Source organism: Streptomyces sp. NPDC055632, assembly GCF_053618675.1.
On record NZ_JBSHHY010000001.1, the window covers coordinates 376,744 to 394,504 of the forward strand.

The window sequence follows — 17,761 nt, forward strand, 5'->3', positions numbered from 1 at the left end:
TCAGTCGCCGAGACAGCGGGCGCGGGCCCGCAGGAAGAACTCCTCGGCGAGGGCGCGGTCGTCCGGGCGGGCGGTCCGGTCGGCCCACGGCAGCGTCGTGTAGTACGGGCCGAGCGCCTCGAAGACCCGGGTCGCGTCGGTGAAGCGGAGGGCGCCGAAGAGGGCGTGCGCCAGGTGGTTGAGGTCGAGCAGGGAGGCCTCGTCGACGGCGCAGAAGAAGAACCAGGTGTCCAGGGCCCGCTGGGCGTCGCGCACGGCGTCCTCGGCGACCCAGTGGAGGTCGAGGGCGCGCTCGTGGCCGCGCTCGCGCCGGTAGCGCTCGACGCGCACGTAGAGCGGGAGGGCGTGCAGGGCGGAGCCGACGGGCGCGGAGGAGGCGGCCCAGTGCGAGTAGTTGACGGCTTCGGAGAGCGGTCCGGAGCGCCGGGCGTAGACGAACTGGAGCATGCGGTGGTGCGCCTCGCGGTTGTGCGGGTGGCGCTTCTCCGACTCGGCGAGCAGGCCCCAGGGGCCGGGCGGCAGCATGGGGGCGGGCGGGGCGACCCGGTGCTCGGCCAGGTGCCGGGGGCCGTCGAGGGCGGCGAGGGCGAGCAGCCCGACCCAGGGCACCGGGTCGGCGGGCGAGCGGTCGACGGCCTCGTGGCAGGCGGCCCTGGCCTCCTGCCACAGCTGCCCGGCGCGGGCGTGGCCGGAGCGGTGGGCGCGCACGGCCCGCTCGACGGCGACGCGGCTGTGCATCACGGCCGCGGCGGGACTCCCGGGCTCCTCGTCGCGCCAGGTGCGGACGACGTCGGTGCCGGCGGCGACGGTGGCGAGGACCTGGGTGCGCCGGGTCCAGGCGCCCCAGTCGGAGGTCTCCTCGAGCAGTCGGGCCATGGCCACCCAGCGGCCGGTGCGTAAGTCCTGGAGGGCGTGGCGCAGGGCGTGGTCGTGGCCCGCCGGGTGGTAGACGGGCCGGAAGCCTTGGCCGGCCATCAGGGGGCGGGGCGTGGTGTGGGCGGCATGGTTCCTCGGTGGATGGGGAGGGGTGGTCAGCCCCTTGGACGGTGTCCCGGCCATTGATCGGCGATCACTATAGAGCGCTCTGGACTAGGCCGGTCCACTTTCTTTTTCTACGGCAACTATTAAGACAACGACTGAATTTGACTTACTGTCAGGTATGGCGGTGGACCTGACGGGGTCGTCCGGCGACGCTTGACGGAGCCCTCCGGCGGCGGCACCCTGACCCTTTTCGGTGAGCGGACGATCACCGAACGGAACCACCGACAGGAGCGGCAGGATGACGGGCGGCCCGGTACTCGCCGTCGACCAGGGCACGTCGGGCACGAAGGCCCTCGTCCTGTGTCCGGAACGCGGTGTCCTCGGCAGCGGCACGGCACCGGTCCGGCCCCGGTACCTGCCGGGCGGCCTGGTCGAGGTCGACCCGCGCGAGCTGTACGACTCCGTGGTCGCCGCGGGGCGGGCGGCGCTCGCCGAGGCGGGCGCACCGGTCGTCGCCGTGGGCCTCGCCAACCAGGGCGAGACCGTGCTCGCCTGGGACCCCGCCACCGGCGCACCGCTCACCGACGCGCTCGTCTGGCAGGACCGCAGGGCCGCCGGGATCTGCGCGGAACTCGCACCGCGCGCGGAGGAGCTGCGCCGTCTGACCGGCCTCCCGGTGGACCCCTACTTCGCCGCGCCGAAGATGGCCTGGATCCGCCGCCACGCCACCGGCGCGGGCGCCGTCACCACCAGCGACGCCTGGCTCGTCCACCGGCTCACCGGCGCCTTCGTCACCGACGCGGCGACCGCAGGGCGCACCGGGCTCCTCGACCTCGACACGGTCTCCTGGTCGCGGACCGCCCTCGACCTGTACGGACTCGGCGGCGAGCCGCTGCCCCGGGTGGTGGACTGCGACGCGCCCGTGGGCACCACGACCGCCTTCGGCCCGCCGCTCCCCCTCACCGGCCTCCTGGTGGACCAGCAGGCGGCGCTGCTCGCGCAGAGCGCCGACGACCCGGCCGCCGCCAAGTGCACGTACGGCACGGGGGCCTTCCTGCTCGCGCAGACCGGTCCCGAGCCGCTGCGGGCCGCCTCGGGCCTGGTGGGCTGTGTCGCCTGGCGGCTCGGCGGCAGGGTCACCCACTGCCTGGACGGCCAGGTGTACACGGTGGCGTCGGCCGTCCGCTGGCTCACCGACCTCGGCGTGATCGCCGGGGCCGGCGACCTCGACGCGGTCGGCGGCGCCGTCCCGGACAGCGGCGGCGTCACGTTCGTCCCCGCGTTCGCGGGGCTCGCCGCGCCCTGGTGGCGGGGGGACGTGCGCGGCTCGCTCACCGGCCTCGGCCTGGACACGGGACCCGGGCACCTGGTCCGGGCCCTGTGCGAGGGCATCGCCGCCCAGGTCGTGGAGCTCGCCTCGGCCGCGGCGGCGGACCGGGGCACGCCGCTGACCTCGCTGCGCGCCGACGGCGGCCTGACCCGGAGCGCGCTCCTCATGCAGACCCAGGCGGACCTGCTGCAACGGCCCGTCGAGGTCTCCGCCCTGCCCGACGCCACGGCCCTCGGGGTCGGCGCGGTCGCCCGCCTGGGCCGCTATCCGGGGCTCGCGCTCCAGGAGGCCGTACCGGAGTGGAAGCCGTCGGCGGTGTACGAACCCCGGATCTCCGCCGCCGAGGCGGAGGAGCGCCTCGCGCGGTTCCGCACGGAGGTGGCGGCGCTGCTGGAACGGCCGGGGGCGGCGGACGGCGACGGAGCCGGGACCGGATGAGGGGCGCGACGGAGGTGGTGCCCCCCAGGGAGGTCACCCGGTCGGGCCGCCTTCCCTCCGGCGGGGACGCCGTGTACGACGTCGTGGTCGTCGGGGCCGGGGTCGTCGGGGCCGCGATCGCCCGCGCGCTCGCCCGCCACCCCCTGCGGGTCGCCCTCGTGGAGGCCGCGAACGACGTGGGCGACGGCACGTCCAAGGCCAACACGGCCATCCTGCACACCGGTTTCGACGCCGTGCCCGGCACCCTGGAGGCGCGGCTCGTCCGCGAGGGACACCGGCTGCTCACCGCGTACGCGCGGGAGACCGGCATCCCCGTGGAACCGCTCGGCGCCCTGCTCGTCGCCCGGGACGAGCAGCAGCGCGCCGCGCTCCCCGGCCTCGCCGGGAAGGCCGGGCGCAACGGCCACCACGGCACCCGGATCGTCGGCGCCGCCGAACTGGCCGCACGCGAGCCCCACGTGGGTCCCGGCGCGCTCGCCGCGCTCGACGTGCCGGGCGAGTCGATCGTCTGCCCGTGGACGACCGTCCTCGCGTACGCCACGCAGGCCGTCCGCTCCGGGGTGGACCTGCACCTGAACTGCCGGGTGGAGGAGGTGCGTCCGGGCGATCCGCACCACCGGCTCGTCACCCGGCGCGGCACGCTCCGGGCCCGTCACCTCGTCAACGCCTGCGGACTGCACGCGGACGCCTTCGACGCCCTGGTCGGACGCGAGGACTTCACCGTCACCCCGCGCCGGGGCCAGCTGCTCGTCTTCGACAAGTTCGCCCGCGACCTGGTCCGGCACATCCTGCTCCCGGTGCCCGGCCCGCTCGGCAAGGGCGTGCTCGTCTCCCCCACCGTGTACGGGAACGTCATGCTCGGGCCCACCGCCGAGGACCTCGACGACAAGACCGCGACCGGCACGACGGCCGAGGGGATCGCCGGCCTCCTCGAACAGGGCGGCCGGGTGCTCCCCGCGCTGCTCGACGAGGAGGTCACGGCCGTCTACGCGGGACTGCGGGCCGCCACCGGCCGGGAGGACTACCGGATCGCCGCGCACCCCGCCCTGCGGTACGTGACGGTGGGCGGCATCCGCTCCACGGGGCTCAGCGCCTCCCTGGCGATCGCGGAGCACGTCCTCGGCCTCCTGGCCGACTGCGGACTCGACCCGGGACCGGAGCGGCCGCTCGCCCCGGTCCGCCTGCCGAACCTCGGCGAGGCCTTCCCCCGGCCGTACCGGGACGCCGGACTCATCCGCCGGGAGCCCGACTTCGGGGCGATCGTCTGCCACTGCGAGCGGGTCACCCGGGGCGAGATCAGGGCCGCGCTCGCCTCGACGATCCCGCCGGGCGGCCTCGACGGGCTGCGGCGCAGGACCCGCGCCCGGGGCGGCCGCTGCCAGGGCGCCTTCTGCGGCGCGGAGGTGCGGGCGCTGTTCGAGGGGACGCGGTCCGCACGGAAGAAGGACGGAGGAGACGGCCGGTGAACCGTACGGTCGACGTGCTCGTCGTGGGCGCGGGGCCCGCCGGGCTCGCCGCCGCCGCCCGGCTCGCGGCGGCGGGCGCGGGCCGCGTCGAGGTCCTGGAGCGGGAGCCGGCCGCGGGCGGGGTCCCGCGCCACTGCGCGCGCCCGGGGTTCGGCGCGGACGCGCGGGGACGGCCCCTGGACGGTCCCGGCTACGCGCGGCGCGCGGTGCGGGAGGCGGTACGGGCCGGAGCCGTCGTGCGGACCGGCGTCTCGGCCACCGGCTGGGCCGGGCCGCTCGCCCTGGACGTCACCTCTCCCGCCGGGCTCGAACGGATCGGGGCGCGCGCGGTGGTCCTCGCCACCGGGGCGCGCGAACGGCCCCGCAGCGCCCGGCTCATTCCCGGGACACGGCCCGCCGGGGTGCTGACCACGGGCGAACTCCAGCGGACGATCGCGCGGTTCGGAGCGCGGAAGGGGTACGCGGGGCGGAAGCACCTGGGCCGGGAGTACGTGGGCCGGCGGGCGGTGGTCGTCGGGGGCGGTCCGGTGGCCCGGGGCGCGGTGCGGACGCTGCGCTCGGCGGGCGTGGAGGTGGCGGCGGTCGTCGCCGAACTCCCCGCTCCCGCCACCGCGTTCGGAGCCGTGCCGGTGCTCACCGGCGCGGTCGTGACGGAGCTGCTCGGGCGCGGCCGGCTGACGGGGGTCGCGGTCCGGGGGCGGGACGGCCGGGCGTCCGTCCTGCGGTGCGACACGGTGGTCCTCACCGGTGACTGGATCCCCGACCACGAACTCGCCCGCGCCCGCGGGCTGCCGCTCGCCCCGGGCACGCGGGGCCCGGTGACGGACGGCGCCCTCCGCACCGCCGCTCCCGGGGTCTTCGCGGCCGGCGACCTCCTGCACGGCGGGGAACCGGCCCCGGTGGCCGCCGCCGAGGGCCGGGCGGCGGCCGACGCGGTGCTCGACCACCTCGGCGGCCCTCCCCGACCCGTGGGTACGGCTCCGATCACGGCGGCGGGGCCGCTGCGGTGGGTGACGCCCGGTCTCCTCGGCCCGGAGGCCACGACCCTGCTCGTGCGGCCCGAGCGGCGTCTCGTACGGCCGGTCCTGACCGTCTCGCAGGACGGCGCGCGGCTGCGGCGGGAGCGGCTGCGCGGAACGCTGGTGCCGTGGCGTTCCGTACGGCTCGGTCCCGACTGGACGCGCGGAGCGGACCCGGCGGGCGGACCCGTGACGGTCGAGGCGGAGGAATAGAGAGGGGAGCAAGGGGGGGCGCGAGGCTCCGGCGGACACGCGCCGGGGCACACCATCGCGGGTGTTCCGGCGGGCTGCGCGGGCGGGGGCCTTCGGAGACACTGGGCCCCATGCCGGTCAAACGCAGCGCGGGTCTCCTGGTCTTCCGCCGGACGGCGGACGGTGGCGTCGAGGTCCTCATCGGCCATATGGGCGGGCCCCTCTGGAAGTCCCGCGAGGAGGGAGCCTGGTCGATCCCCAAGGGGGAGTACGAGCCCGGCGAGGCGCCCGACGCGGCGGCCCGCCGGGAGTTCCGGGAGGAGCTGGGCCTCGCCGCCCCCGAGGGCGACTGGATCGACCTCGGGGAGAGCCGGCAGCGCAACGGGAAGCTCGTCACCGCCTGGGCCGTCGAGGGCGACCTGGATCCGGAGCGGATCGTGCCGGGCACCTTCACCCTGGAGTGGCCGCCCCGCTCCGGCCGCCTGGAGGAGTTCCCGGAGATCGACCGGGTCGGCTGGTTCGCCCCGGAGGCGGCGGCTCCGCTGCTCGTCGTGGGGCAGCAGGCCTTCCTGGAACGGCTGGCCGCCCGGCTCGGCGGGCGGGGCTGAGCCGGATTGTCAGAGGCGTGCGAGAAGGTGGTGGGAGCCGAACTGTCGAGAGGGAGCCCGACATGACCACGATCACCGCCGACGAGCGCGCGGCGGCCCAGGCGTATCTGCGGCTGCTCGAATCCACCCGGGCCGTGCTGACGGATCCGCGTCTCGCCCCGTACGCGGGGGCGATGCTCACCCGTCCGATGGCGGAGGCCGACGAGGCGCTCCGCACGGCCGGCCTCGCCGGGAACGAGGACCGGCTGCTGCGCGTCGTCTCCTCGCTGCGGTCCTTCTCCCCGACGGCGTGGGGCCGGGCGGGCTGAGGTCCCCGCCGGACGGTCAGCGGGCCGGGCGGACCGGGAGCGCCCGGACGCTGTTGCCGACGAAGCCGGCGTGGCGGGTCAGGCCGTCCTCCGGGACGGCCAGGTCCAGGTCGGGGAAGCGGGTGAAGAGCGCCTCCAGGGCGGTCGTGGCCTCCAGGCGGGCGAGCGGGGCGCCCAGGCAGTAGTGGGGGCCGTGGCCGAGGGAGAGGTGCTTGACCGGCGCGGTGCGGGTGACGTCGAAGCGGTCGGCGTCCGGGCCGTGGGCCTTCGTGTCGCGGCCCGCCGCCGAGTACCCGGCCAGGACGGGGGTGCCCCGGGGGACGAGGGTGCCGTCGACGGTGAGGTCGCGGGTCGGGTAGCGGAACGGGAAGTAGCTGACCGGGCTGTCCCAGCGAAGGGTCTCCTCCACCACGTCCGCCCAGGTCGCGCGGCCCGCGACGACCAGCGCGAGCTGGTCGCGGTGGTCGCAGAGCGCGCGGACCGCGTTGGTGATCAGGTTCAGGGTGGTCTCGTGGCCCGCGACGATCATCAGGAGCAGCGTGCCGATGAGTTCGGGCCCGCTGAGCCGGTCGCCGTCCTCGCCGTGGGCGGCGATGAGGGCGCTGGTGAGGTCGTCGCCGGGGGCGGCGGCCTTGGCGGCGACGATGGAGCCCAGGAGTTCGACGAGTTCCCGGTTGGCGGCGACGGCCCGCGCGGGCTCGGTGTCGGTGGCGACGACCAGGTTGGAGAGGTGGTGCAGCCGGTCCTGGTGGGCCGGGTCGACGCCGAAGAGTTCGCAGATGACGCCGAGCGGCAGCGGCAGCGCGTAGTGCCGGCGCAGGTCGGCGACGCCGTCCCCGGCCGCGGCGGCCGCGGCGAGTCCGTCGAGGAGTCCGGCGGTGACCGCTTCGACGCGCGGGCGGAGCTCCTCGACCCGGCGGACGGTGAAGGCGCTGCTGACCAGGGCGCGCAGCCGGCGGTGGTCGGCGCCGTCCGCGGTGGTCATGCCGGGCACGGTGGCGAAGGTGCGCAGCGGCCAGCCCTCGGGTATGCGGCCCTCGGCGAGGGCGGTGAAGTGCCGGGCGCCCTTGGCGACGTCGGGGTGGGAGAGGAACTCGCGCAGCGCGTCGTGGCCCAGTACCGCCATGCCCTCGACCTCGCCGGGCAGGACCACCGGGACCACGGCGCCCCCGGCGAGCAGCCGCGCGTTGTCCGCGTGCGGGCAGCCGCCCGCCGGGTCCATGCGGTGCGGCGGGCGGCCGGAGCCGGCAGCGGGGACGTCGGGGTGCGGTGTGTTCACGTTCACGGAAGGGGCTCCTGTCTGCGGAGACGGGCCGGTGCGGCACGCGAGCGGTCAGATCCTACGGCCAACCGTGCCGATTCCGCGGGGAGTTGTCCGGCGCGGCAGGGCGTCCGGCGGAGCGGTGGGCAGGGTGGGGCGGCGGACCGGGGCTCGGGGGGTCCCGTACGGAACGGCGGTGCTCCGGTGCGGGTGTGAGGGGGTGTCATCCGTGGTCTCCGCGCGCCCGGCGGCGGTCCCGGACCACCCGGTCGGCTCACGACTCGCCGCCGTACGCCACACCCGCTCCCCCGGTCGGCTCACTTCGATCTGCGGGTTCGTCACCGCCTCCCTACGGTGGCCGAATGATCGTCACGTCAGCTGTCCGTCACGCTGCCGCCGGTTCCGCGGCCCTGCTGTTCGTGCTGCCCGTTCCGGCGGCCGTCGCCTCCCCCGCCCCCACGGTCTCGTCCGTCTCGCCCACCTCCTCCGCCTCGTCCGCGCCTTCCGTCTTCCGGGCCTCCGCCGTCGGGGAGCCGACCCCGCCGGTGCGCCGGTACGTCGACCCGGCCCGGCTCGACCAGCGGGGCGTGCAGGTGCAGCCGCTGGCGGGCGCGCCCCGGCCGCCCTCGGCCTCCGCGCTGTCGTGGGTGGTCGCGGACGCGTCCACGGGCGAGGTGCTCGCCGCGCGGGACGCGCACCGGAAGCTGCCGCCGGCCAGCACGCTCAAGACGCTGTTCGCCCTCACCGCGCTCCCCCACCACGACCCCTCCGATCAGCACACCGTGGCCGATTCCGAGCTGACCGGCATCGGGGCGGGCAGCAGCCTGGTCGGGATCAAGGAGGGGTACACCTACAAGGTCTCGGACCTGTGGAACGGCGTCTTCCTCAGCTCCGGGAACGACGCGGTGCACGTGCTCGCCGCGATGAACGGCGGCTGGGACTCGATGGCCCGCAAGATGCAGGAGAAGGCCCGCTCCCTGGGCGCGAACGACACCCACGTGGTCTCCCCGGACGGCTACGACGCCCCGGGGCAGGTGTCCTCCGCGTACGACCTGGCGGTCTTCGGGCGGGCCGGGCTCCAGGACCCCGCGTTCACCCGCTACTGCTCGACGCGGTACGCGGACTTCCCGGCGGGCTCGTGGTCGTACGGGATCGCCAACACCAACCGGCTCCTGACCGGGGAGAACGGGGTGGACCGCTACCCCGGGCTCATCGGCATCAAGAACGGCTACACGAGCAACGCGGGCAACACGCTGGTCTCCGCGGCCAAGCGGGGCAACCGGACGCTCGTCGTGTCGGTGATGAACCCGCAGGAGGGCGGCGGGTTCGCCGTGTACGAGGAGGCGCGGTCGCTGCTCGACTGGGGCTTCGAGGCGGCGGGGAGCGTCCAGCCGGTGGGTTCGCTGCTGCCGGAGCGCCCGAAGGCCGAGGCGGACGCCCGGGCCGTGGCGGCGGCCCGTGACGGACGGGACGGTGCCGGGCCGAGGACGGCGCCCCGGGCGGGGGCGGAGGCGGGAGCCGTGCCCGCCGAGGCCTCCGGGACGAAGGACGCGCGGCCGGAGGAGACGGGGACGAAGGACGCGGGGACGGAGGACACCCCCGCGGAGGGGACCCCGGCGCGGAGCGCTCCGGCGTCGGGCTCCTCCGCGAAGGAGGCCCCGGCACGGGGCGCTTCGGCGGAGGGCGACCCCGCGCAGGGCGCACCGGCGAAGGACGGCCGGGCCGGGGACGCCCCCGACAAGGCCTCGGCGGCCTCGGACGCGTCGGCCGGTCTCCCGCTGGGCCTGATCGGCACGGCCTGCGCGGCGGCGCTCGCCCTGTGGCTGTGGCGGCGCCGGGCGGGCGCCGGCGGCTCCGCGCAGGGGTGAGGGCGGGCACGCGGCGCCGCCGGGACACCGGGCCTTACGCCCCGGCCCGGTCGGCGCCGCGCGCCCCCGCCCCCGGTCAGGCGCCGACGTACTCCGCGAGGTGCTCCGCCGTGAGGGTGGAGCGGGCGGCGACCAGGTCGGCGGGCGTGCCCTCGAAGACGATCAGGCCGCCGTCGTGACCGGCGCCGGGACCGAGGTCGATGATCCAGTCGGCGTGCGCCATGACCGCCTGGTGGTGCTCCACGACGATGACGGACTTGCCGGAGTCCACGAGCCGGTCGAGCAGGCCGAGGAGCTGCTCGACGTCGGCGAGGTGGAGGCCGGTGGTCGGCTCGTCGAGGACGTAGATCCCGCCCTTCTCGCCCATGTGGGTGGCCAGCTTCAGCCGCTGCCGCTCGCCGCCGGAGAGCGTGGTGAGCGGCTGGCCGAGGGTCAGGTAGCCGAGGCCGACGTCGGTGAGCCGGGCCAGGATCCGCTGCGCGGCCGGGGTGGCGGCCTCGCCGGAGCCGAAGAACTCCTCGGCCTCGGTCACGGACATCGCGAGCACCTCGCTGATGTCCCGGCCGCCGAGGAGGTATTCGAGCACGGAGGCCTGGAACCGCTTGCCCTCGCAGTCCTCGCAGGTGGAGGAGGTGCCGGCCATCATGCCGAGGTCGGTGTAGATGACGCCGGCGCCGTTGCAGGTGGGGCAGGCGCCCTCGGAGTTGGCGCTGAAGAGGGCCGGCTTGACGCCGTTGGCCTTGGCGAAGGCCTTGCGGATCGGGTCGAGCAGGCCGGTGTACGTGGCGGGGTTGCTGCGCCGGGAGCCGCGGATCGGGCTCTGGTCGACGGAGATCACGTCCTCTCCGGCGGGGAGCGAGCCGTGGACGAGGGAGCTCTTGCCGGAGCCCGCGACGCCGGTGACGACGGTGAGGACCCCGAGGGGGACGTCGACGTCGACGTCGCGCAGGTTGTGCGCGGACGCGCCGCGGATCTCCAGGGCTCCGGCGGGCTCGCGCACCGCGTCCTTGAGGGAGGCGCGGTCGTCGAGGTGGCGGCCGGTGACGGTGCCGGAGGCCCGCAGGCCCTCGACGGTGCCTTCGAAGCAGACGGTGCCGCCGGCCGTACCGGCGCCGGGGCCGAGGTCCACGACGTGGTCGGCGATCGCGATCGCCTCCGGCTTGTGCTCGACGACGAGGACCGTGTTGCCCTTGTCGCGGAGCTGGAGCAGGAGGTCGTTCATCCGCCGGATGTCGTGGGGGTGCAGGCCGACGGTGGGCTCGTCGAAGACGTAGGTGACGTCGGTGAGCGAGGAGCCGAGGTGGCGGATCATCTTGACGCGCTGCGCCTCGCCGCCCGAGAGGGTGCCCGCGGGGCGGTCGAGGGAGAGGTAGCCGAGGCCGATCTCCACGAACGAGTCGAGGGTGAGCTGGAGCGCGGTGAGCAGCGGGGCCACCGAGGGCTCGTCGAGGCCGCGGACCCAGGCGGCCAGGTCGCTGATCTGCATCGCGCAGGCGTCGGCGATGCCGACCTTCCCGATCTTCGAGGCGCGGGCGCCCTCGGCGAGCCGGGTGCCGTCGCACTCGGGGCAGGTGGTGAAGGTGACGGCCCGCTCCACGAACGCCCGGATGTGGGGCTGCATGCCTTCCTTGTCCTTGGCCAGGAAGGACTTCTGGATGCGGGGGATCAGACCTTCGTAGGTCATGTTGATGCCCGCGATCTTCATCCGGGTCGGCTCGTGGTGGAGGAAGGCGTCCCGTTCCCTCTTCGTGTACGAGCGGATCGGCTTGGCCGGGTCGACGAGGCCGGACTCGGTGTAGAGGCGGTAGTTCCAGCCGCCGGTGGTGTAGCCGGGGATGGTGAGCGCGCCCTCGTCGAGGGACTTGGAGTCGTCGTAGAGCTGGGTGAGGTCGATGTCGGAGACCGTGCCCCGGCCCTCGCAGCGCGTACACATGCCGCCGGTGCGCTCGAAGGTCGCCTTGACGGCCTTCTTGGCGCCCTTCTCGACGGTGATCGCGCCGCTCGCCCGTACGGAGGGGACGTTGAAGGAGTACGCGCTCGGCGGGCCGATGTGGGGCTTGCCGAGCCGGCTGAAGAGGATGCGGAGCATCGCGTTGGCGTCGGTGGCGGTGCCGACGGTGGAGCGCGGGTCGGCGCCGAGGCGCTGCTGGTCGACGATGATCGCGGTGGTGAGGCCTTCGAGGACGTCGACCTCGGGCCGGGCGAGGGTCGGCATGAAGCCCTGGACGAAGGAGCTGTAGGTCTCGTTGATCAGCCGCTGCGACTCGGCGGCGACCGTGTCGAAGACGAGGGAGCTCTTGCCCGAGCCCGAGACGCCGGTGAAGACCGTGAGGCGGCGCTTGGGGATCTCGATGCTGACGTCCTTGAGGTTGTTCTCGCGCGCGCCGTGCACACGGATCAGGTCGTGCCGGTCGGCGGCGTGCGGCACGGACGTCTGCTCGTCCGACCTGGTGGCCTTGCTCATCGTGTCTCCAGCTGTCGCGCGGGGCCGAAAGGGTGGTCCATCGCGTCCGGTCCTCGGACCGGGCCGCGATGCCCATGGCTGTCACGCTAATGGGGGCACGGTGACGACGCTTCTCGATTCCTGATCTCTTCCGGGGAGATCAGGCCCCGGGCAGGCCCTCCAGGGTCGGCCGGGCCGGGGCGCGGTTCCCGGTCACGTACCGTTCGGCGGCGCGGACCGCCGCGCGGGCGCTGCGCTCCCCCATCAGGACGCAGAGGGTGTACGCGGTGTCCTCGAAGCGCCGGCGGGCCGACAGGTCGCACGGCCGGGCGAGCACGGTCCGCTCCTGGGCGCGGTAGTGCCGGAGCAACCGGTCGACCGTGTTCCTGTCGGGCAGCAGCATGGCGTCCTCCTGTTCCTGCGTCGCTCCATACTGGCGGCCGTCGGCCACGCCCGCGACCCGCGCGGACACGGTGCGTGACGGAGGAGGAGGGCGCGGGGGTGCCGGGGTCCGGGGAGTGTGCTCCCCGGACCCGTTCCCGGGCCGTCAGCGCGGGGCGGCCGACCAGTCGACGATGCGGATCCCCGCCCCCGCCGCCTCGCGGCCCCGGCAGTGGGAGCGGTGGCGGCGCAGGACGGCGTCGATGTCGAGGTGGCGGGCGAACTCGGGGAGCGCGGCGAGGCGTTGGGCGTACGCCCAGAGGGCCGGGTGGGCGGCGACCCGGTCCATGGCGGCGGCGTCCAGGTGCCAGCGGTGGACGGTGTCGAGCTGCACGAGGGCGACCCAGACGTGGACGTCGGCGAGGGTCGGCCCGTCGCCGAGGACGTACGGGTGGCGGGCGAGGCGTTGCTCCAGGGAGCCGAGCGCGGCGAAGAGGACGCCGAGGGGCTCGTGGTGGGCGGCCTCGTCGTCGAGTCCGAGTTCGCCGGCCCGCTGGGCGGCCCGGTTGACGCTCCGCCCGCACAGCTCGGCCACGGCGTCGATCTCGGCGCGGTGCTCCTCGGGCAGCAGGTCGGGGCCGTCGCCGCGGAAGCGCAGGGCGAGGTCCCGGAGGATGTCGGGGACGTGGGTGGTGACGATCCGGCCGGTCCAGCCGTCGCTGAGGACGGGCGCGGCGGCGGGGCCGTCGTAGAGGTGGGCGCTGGCCTCGTACAGCGGGCGGAGGGCCGCGTACCCGCCGTCGGGCGCGTCGGGGGTGTCGGGCAGGACCGTGAGCGGGAGGGTGTCGTCGAGTCCGAGCAGGCCGTGGGCGAGGGCGATGCTCAGACAGTCGGGACTGGACGGTGCGACGTGGAGGCGGTAGCGGTGCGGCACGGCGTAGTGGCCGCTGCGCACGTCGCGGCCGATGCGGCCGCGGAAGGCGGGCACGGCGGAGGCGGGCAGCAGCGAGGACGGGACGACGGACATGCTTCTCCCTTGAGGGTGCTCGGTGCCGGGTCGGGGCGGCGCACGGCGGCAGCGGTCGACGGCGCGACGACGACGGCGGCCGAACGGGGCCCGGGACGGCGGAGATACGTGCAGGAGGAGACGGGCGGACCGCGACGGAGGGGGCCCGGCGGCGGAGGCGGCGCGGACCCGTCCGGGAGGCGGCGGCGACTACGCGGCGCTGCAGACCCGCAGCAGATCGATGTGGCGGCGGGACGTCAGGGGCAGGGAGCGCGGGAGGGGCGCGGCGGATGCGGTGTCCCTCCGGCCGGTGCGTCCCATGGTTTCCTACCCGTTCGCTCGGTTTTCCCGTCCATGAGTGTCCGGCCGGTCACGGGCCGCGTCAAGGGTGCGGTACGACCCGTCTCACGGCGCGGTACGCGCGTCCCACGACGAGCGGCGCGGCCGGCGGAACGGCGCGTCCGGCGGGCGGGCGGATCCGTCCCGACCGTACGGAATAATGCGCGCATGCGCATTTCAGCCAGGGCCGACTACGCGGTGCGTGCCGCCCTCCAGCTCGCCGCCGCCCGGGACGCGGGCCCGCTGAAGGCCGAGGCCATCGCGGAGGACCAGGGCATCTCGCACAAGTTCCTGGAGGGCATCCTCGGGGACATGCGCAAGGGCGGTCTGGTGCAGAGCCAGCGCGGCGGCAACGGCGGGTACTGGCTGGCCAGGCCCGCCGAGACGATCTCGGTCGCGGAGGTCATCCGCTGCGTGGACGGCCCGCTGGTCTCCGTGCGCGGGGAGCGGCCGCCGGAGCTGTCGTACACGGGCCCGGCCGAGTCGCTCCTGACGCTGTGGATCGCGCTCCGGGCGGGGGTCCGCGAGGTGCTCGGGGTCTCGCTCGCGGAGGTGGCGGCGGCGGAGCTGCCGCCCGGGATCGTCGCGCTCGCCGACGACCCGGAGGCCTGGACCAACCCCTGACCCGCCCCTGCCCCGCCCCGTCCAGCCGGGTCAACCCGGCACGACCTGCGCCCACTTGGCCGTATCTCACCGATCAAGACGACCTTGTCCAGCCTGCGGACGCCCCTTGGGGAGCGGCGGCCACCTCTGCCACTATCCCTACTATTCCAGTGGGGATACTAGGGATCATGTGAGGTGACGTGAGTACGCCGAGGAAATCGCCGAAGAGACCAGCTGTACGCACCGCCTCCGCACCGGCCGGCCGGGCCGTCGACCGGCCCGCCGACGACGAGATCTGGCCCCGCGTCACCCGGGAGCTCGCCGACGACCTCGCCGTGGACGCGCTGGCGAGGGACCGGGCCGGCAAGGCGCCCTTCGACGAGGTCGCCCGGCTCCAGGAGGCGGGCCTGCCCGCCCTCCTCACGGCACCGGGCCCGTCCCGGCGGGGCGCCGACCTGCGGGCCGCGTGCGCGGTCGTACGGGAGATCTCTGCCGCCGACAGCTCCGTGGGCGAACTCCTCGCCCACCACTACGCGCTGTCCTGGAGCAGCCGCTTCTTCGGCCCGGCGCACGAGGCCCACGCCCCCCGCACCGCGTCCGCGACGGAGGACCGGGACCCCGCGGCGGAGAACCCCGGCCCCGCGACGGAGACGGACGCCGCCCAGCGGCCGGACGCCGCCCGTCGCCGCCCGCTCGCCCTCGACGTGTGTACGGCCGAGGAGCGCTGGCTGCTCGCCGGAGGCGTCGAACCGCCGCGCACCGCGACCGACCCCGGTCTCACGCTCACCCCCGCCGGGGGCAGCGGCGGCGGCTGGATCCTCGACGGGCGCCGCGCCTTCGCGTCCGGCGTCACGGTGGCCGACCGGCTCGTCGTCGGGGCCCGCCCCGGCGGCACCGGCGACCTCCTGGTCGTCCTGGTGGACCCGGCGCATCCGGGGGTGTTCACCGACGCGGGCACGGACCGGGTCGGGCAGCGCCTGGCCGGCGCGGGCACCGTCACCTTCGACCACGTCCCCGTACCGCCCGAGCACGTCCTCGGCGTCCTCCCCCACGACGAGCACGCCGTCGCCCCGTTCACCACCCTCGCCCCGCTCGCCCTGCGGCTGCTCCTCACCCAGGTCGGACTCGGCGTCGCCGAGGGGGCGCTGGCCGAGGCCCGGGACATCAGCCGCGCCGACCAGGCCGGCCCGGCCCCGGCCGGCGGCGCGGGCGGCCCGGTGGCGGCGGACGGCACCGCCCCGGTCGGGTCCGGGGACGACCCGTACCTCCTCCTCGCCTACGGGGAGCTGGCGACCGCCGCGCACGCCGCCGCCGCGGTGGTGGAGCGGGCCACGGACGCCCTCGCCCGCGGCCTGCACACCGAGTGGTCGCTGACCCTGGAGGAGCGCGCCGACATCTCCGTCCTGGTCGCGGCGGCCGAGACCGTCACGGGCCGGGCGGCCGTCCACATCACCACCCGGATCCTCGAACTCGTCGACGGCACGGCGGGCGCCGACTCGCGGGGCGGCGGACCGGGGTTCGACCGCTTCTGGCGCAACGCCCGCGCGCTCACCGCCCCGACGCGGGCTGACCACCGGCTCCGGGACATCGGGGACCACTACCTCAACGGCACCCACGCGCGGCTCACCCTGCTGGCCTGATCCGGACCGGTCCTGAGCACCCGTCACGGCGGAAAACCGCATGTCGGGACGTACGGCCCTGCCGTCGGGCGGCCGTTGGGCCCAAGCTGGGGGGAGAGGGTCCGCCGGCCGGGCGGACCCGGCACCGCACCAGACGGAGGCAGCCCGATGAGTCGTGAGATCGTCGCAGGAGTGGACGGTTCCCCGGAGAGTCTCGCCGCGGCGGACTGGGCCGCCCGCGAGGCCCTGCACCGGGGCCTCCCGCTACGGCTCGCGCACGCCTGGCGCTGGGAGCCCCTCGATCTCCCCCTGGTCCAGGACCCCGAGGCCCAGGGGCGGGCCGCGCACGCGGTCCTGCGCGAGGCCGAGGCGGAGATCGCCCGCCGCCACCCGGGCCTGGAGCTCTCGGCCGAGGTGCTGCCCGACACCCCGGTCGCCGCGCTGCTCGACACCGAGGAGCGGGCCGAGATGCTCGTCATCGGCTCGCGCGGCCACGGCCCCGTCGCCGGGTTCCTGCTCGGCTCGTACGGGCAGCAGATCATCGCCGCCGCCACCCGTCCCGTGGTGGCCGTCCGGTCGCGCGACGGCGAAGGGGCCGAGCCGCCCGCCGGGTCCGTGCTCGTCGGCCAGCTCGGCGGCCCGGAGGACAGCGCCGCCGCACTCGGCTTCGCCTTCGCGACCGCCGCCGCGCGCGGGGCGTCCGTGCGGGCCGTGCGGGCGTGGAGCCTGCCGGCCCTCTACGCGTACAGCCCGGCCTCGATGCGGCTCGCCGACGAGGCCGGCGGGCTCGTCCCGTACGAGGAGAAGGCGCTGCGCGAGGCCCTCGACCCCTGGCGGGAGAGGTACCCGGAGGTCCGGGTCGAGGAGCACGTCGAACTGGGCAGCGCGGGACAGGTGCTGCTCTCCCAGTCGGGGGCCGCGCAGCTCCTCGTGGTCGGGCGACGGGCCAAGCGGGGGGCCGTCGGGCCGCGGATCGGCTCCGTGGCGCACGCGGCACTCCATCTGGCGCCCTGCCCGGTGGCGGTCGTTCCGCAGGGCTGAAAGGCTTCGGGACGAGCTGACGCGCCGGGTTGACGAGGAGTGTCGGGACGGCCGGGGCCGGAAAGGGTTGTCACGTCGCCCCGGCGGCTCCGCCCCGGGGCCGGCCGTCCGGCGACCCCGGCGAGAGAGCGGAGCACCATGCGGTACCACGTCCGTCCCCGACCCTCCGACCGGCCCGCGCGGGCGGGCGGCCGGCCCCGCGGGAGAGGCGGGGCGCGGCGGCGCCCGGGTCTCCGCACGGTGGTCGGCGTCGCGGGGGCGGCGGCCGTCGCGCTCACGGTGGCGGCGGGGACGTACCCGGCCTCGACGGCGGTCACCGCCTCCCCCGCGTCCGTACGGGCCGAGCCCGAACCGGAGTTCCGGCCGGGACAGCTCCGCACGCAGGTGCGGGAGCAGCGTCCCGTCCTGATCGCCGGGAGCGGGGCGGCGGGTGTCGGGAGGGCCGAGCGGTACGCCAGGGACGTCGTCGCCCTCGTCAACGCCGAGCGCGCGGAGGCCGGTTGCCGGTCGCTCCGCTCCGAGAGGCGGCTGCGGGCGGCGGCCCAGGGACACGCCGACGACATGGCCGCCCGCGACTACTACGCGCACTCCGGTCCGGAGGGCCGGGACGGGGGCGACCGGATGACGAGCGCCGGCTACGCGTGGTCGACCTGGGGGGAGAACATCCACCGCGGGCCGAAGAGTCCGGCCCTGGCCGTGGCGGACTGGATGGGGAGCCCCGGCCACCGGGCGAACATCCTCAACTGCGCCTTCAAGGACATCGGCGTCGGCGTGAACCTGGGCTCCGACGGCCCCTGGTGGGTGCAGAACTTCGGTGCCAGGCGCTGATCAGGCCGTCCGGCCGGACGGTCGGCCATC

Annotated in this window: 15 protein-coding genes; 10 read left to right on the top strand and 5 right to left on the bottom strand. The window is 75.9% G+C overall.

The features are described 5' to 3' along the window. Entirely contained in the window at positions 1-975 is a 975-nt protein-coding gene (locus tag ACWGSR_RS01670; RefSeq protein ID WP_376238510.1) for a hypothetical protein, read from the bottom strand. Between the two features lie 304 nt (positions 976-1,279). Between ACWGSR_RS01670 and ACWGSR_RS01675 the strand changes: the two genes are divergently transcribed. The 5 genes from ACWGSR_RS01675 to ACWGSR_RS01695 all read left to right on the top strand — a co-directional run bounded on the left by ACWGSR_RS01675 (position 1,280) and on the right by ACWGSR_RS01695 (position 6,342). Then, positions 1,280-2,749, top strand: a complete 1,470-nt coding sequence (locus ACWGSR_RS01675) for an FGGY family carbohydrate kinase (RefSeq protein ID WP_453562941.1) — start codon at positions 1,280-1,282, stop codon at positions 2,747-2,749. Next, positions 2,746-4,215 (top strand): FAD-dependent oxidoreductase, encoded by a 1,470-nt coding sequence (locus ACWGSR_RS01680; RefSeq protein ID WP_453562943.1) that lies wholly within the window; start codon positions 2,746-2,748, stop codon positions 4,213-4,215. Before ACWGSR_RS01675 ends, ACWGSR_RS01680 begins: the two co-directional genes overlap by 4 nt. Continuing rightward, complete coding sequence (locus ACWGSR_RS01685) at positions 4,212-5,447, top strand: FAD-dependent oxidoreductase (RefSeq protein WP_453562945.1); 1,236 nt, start codon at positions 4,212-4,214, stop codon at positions 5,445-5,447. The genes ACWGSR_RS01680 and ACWGSR_RS01685 overlap by 4 nt, the downstream gene beginning before the upstream one ends. A gap of 110 nt (positions 5,448-5,557) precedes the next feature. Next, positions 5,558-6,034: an NUDIX domain-containing protein gene (locus tag ACWGSR_RS01690; RefSeq protein WP_376238457.1), complete on the top strand. Its 477-nt coding sequence runs from the start codon at positions 5,558-5,560 to the stop codon at positions 6,032-6,034. A 62-nt stretch (positions 6,035-6,096) separates the two neighbouring features. After that, positions 6,097-6,342, top strand: coding sequence for a hypothetical protein (locus ACWGSR_RS01695; RefSeq protein WP_366372896.1), 246 nt, complete (start codon positions 6,097-6,099; stop codon positions 6,340-6,342). A 16-nt stretch (positions 6,343-6,358) separates the two neighbouring features. Here ACWGSR_RS01695 and ACWGSR_RS01700 read toward each other — a convergent pair whose 3' ends face one another. Next, positions 6,359-7,564: a cytochrome P450 family protein gene (locus tag ACWGSR_RS01700; RefSeq protein WP_376238513.1), complete on the bottom strand. Its 1,206-nt coding sequence runs from the start codon at positions 7,562-7,564 to the stop codon at positions 6,359-6,361. 401 nt (positions 7,565-7,965) lie between these two features. On the opposite strand from ACWGSR_RS01700, the gene ACWGSR_RS01705 reads away from it, so the two are divergent. After that, the gene (locus ACWGSR_RS01705; protein ID WP_453562948.1) at positions 7,966-9,471 is read left to right on the top strand and encodes a D-alanyl-D-alanine carboxypeptidase family protein; all 1,506 of its coding nucleotides are present in this window, start codon (positions 7,966-7,968) and stop codon (positions 9,469-9,471) included. Between the two features lie 76 nt (positions 9,472-9,547). Here ACWGSR_RS01705 and ACWGSR_RS01710 read toward each other — a convergent pair whose 3' ends face one another. From ACWGSR_RS01710 to ACWGSR_RS01720, 3 genes are all read right to left on the bottom strand, one after another. Next, positions 9,548-11,935: an ATP-binding cassette domain-containing protein gene (locus tag ACWGSR_RS01710; protein ID WP_376238464.1), complete on the bottom strand. Its 2,388-nt coding sequence runs from the start codon at positions 11,933-11,935 to the stop codon at positions 9,548-9,550. Positions 11,936-12,074: 139 nt separating this feature from the next. Next, positions 12,075-12,386, bottom strand: a complete 312-nt coding sequence (locus ACWGSR_RS01715) for a DUF5133 domain-containing protein (RefSeq protein ID WP_376238467.1) — start codon at positions 12,384-12,386, stop codon at positions 12,075-12,077. 75 nt (positions 12,387-12,461) lie between these two features. Next, positions 12,462-13,322, bottom strand: a complete 861-nt coding sequence (locus ACWGSR_RS01720; RefSeq protein ID WP_453562949.1) for a glutathione S-transferase C-terminal domain-containing protein — start codon at positions 13,320-13,322, stop codon at positions 12,462-12,464. Positions 13,323-13,808: 486 nt separating this feature from the next. Here ACWGSR_RS01720 and ACWGSR_RS01725 point away from each other — a divergent pair, with 486 nt between their 5' ends. From ACWGSR_RS01725 to ACWGSR_RS01740, 4 genes are all read left to right on the top strand, one after another. Further along, entirely contained in the window at positions 13,809-14,264 is a 456-nt protein-coding gene (locus tag ACWGSR_RS01725) for an RrF2 family transcriptional regulator (RefSeq protein WP_376238473.1), read from the top strand. A 179-nt stretch (positions 14,265-14,443) separates the two neighbouring features. Continuing rightward, positions 14,444-15,883 carry an acyl-CoA dehydrogenase gene (locus ACWGSR_RS01730; protein ID WP_453562951.1) on the top strand — a complete coding sequence of 480 codons (1,440 nt, stop codon included), beginning with the start codon at positions 14,444-14,446 and terminating at the stop codon, positions 15,881-15,883. 147 nt (positions 15,884-16,030) lie between these two features. Next, positions 16,031-16,903, top strand: coding sequence for a universal stress protein (locus ACWGSR_RS01735; RefSeq protein ID WP_453562953.1), 873 nt, complete (start codon positions 16,031-16,033; stop codon positions 16,901-16,903). 240 nt (positions 16,904-17,143) lie between these two features. Then, complete coding sequence (locus ACWGSR_RS01740; RefSeq protein ID WP_453562955.1) at positions 17,144-17,731, top strand: CAP domain-containing protein; 588 nt, start codon at positions 17,144-17,146, stop codon at positions 17,729-17,731. The last annotated feature ends 30 nt before the right edge of the window (positions 17,732-17,761 follow it).

What these genes read in the sequence shown, in the direction of transcription:
- ACWGSR_RS01680 (WP_453562943.1), top strand. Translation starts at nt 2,746, where the DNA reads ATGAGGGGCGCGACGGAGGTGGTGCCCCCCAGGGAGGTCACCCGGTCG.
- ACWGSR_RS01705 (WP_453562948.1), top strand. Translation starts at nt 7,966, where the DNA reads ATGATCGTCACGTCAGCTGTCCGTCACGCTGCCGCCGGTTCCGCGGCC.
- ACWGSR_RS01695 (WP_366372896.1), top strand. Translation starts at nt 6,097, where the DNA reads ATGACCACGATCACCGCCGACGAGCGCGCGGCGGCCCAGGCGTATCTG.
- ACWGSR_RS01700 (WP_376238513.1), bottom strand. Translation starts at nt 7,564, where the DNA reads ATGGACCCGGCGGGCGGCTGCCCGCACGCGGACAACGCGCGGCTGCTC.
- ACWGSR_RS01670 (WP_376238510.1), bottom strand. Translation starts at nt 975, where the DNA reads ATGGCCGGCCAAGGCTTCCGGCCCGTCTACCACCCGGCGGGCCACGAC.
- ACWGSR_RS01725 (WP_376238473.1), top strand. Translation starts at nt 13,809, where the DNA reads ATGCGCATTTCAGCCAGGGCCGACTACGCGGTGCGTGCCGCCCTCCAG.
- ACWGSR_RS01675 (WP_453562941.1), top strand. Translation starts at nt 1,280, where the DNA reads ATGACGGGCGGCCCGGTACTCGCCGTCGACCAGGGCACGTCGGGCACG.
- ACWGSR_RS01710 (WP_376238464.1), bottom strand. Translation starts at nt 11,935, where the DNA reads ATGAGCAAGGCCACCAGGTCGGACGAGCAGACGTCCGTGCCGCACGCC.
- ACWGSR_RS01735 (WP_453562953.1), top strand. Translation starts at nt 16,031, where the DNA reads ATGAGTCGTGAGATCGTCGCAGGAGTGGACGGTTCCCCGGAGAGTCTC.
- ACWGSR_RS01720 (WP_453562949.1), bottom strand. Translation starts at nt 13,322, where the DNA reads ATGTCCGTCGTCCCGTCCTCGCTGCTGCCCGCCTCCGCCGTGCCCGCC.
- ACWGSR_RS01690 (WP_376238457.1), top strand. Translation starts at nt 5,558, where the DNA reads ATGCCGGTCAAACGCAGCGCGGGTCTCCTGGTCTTCCGCCGGACGGCG.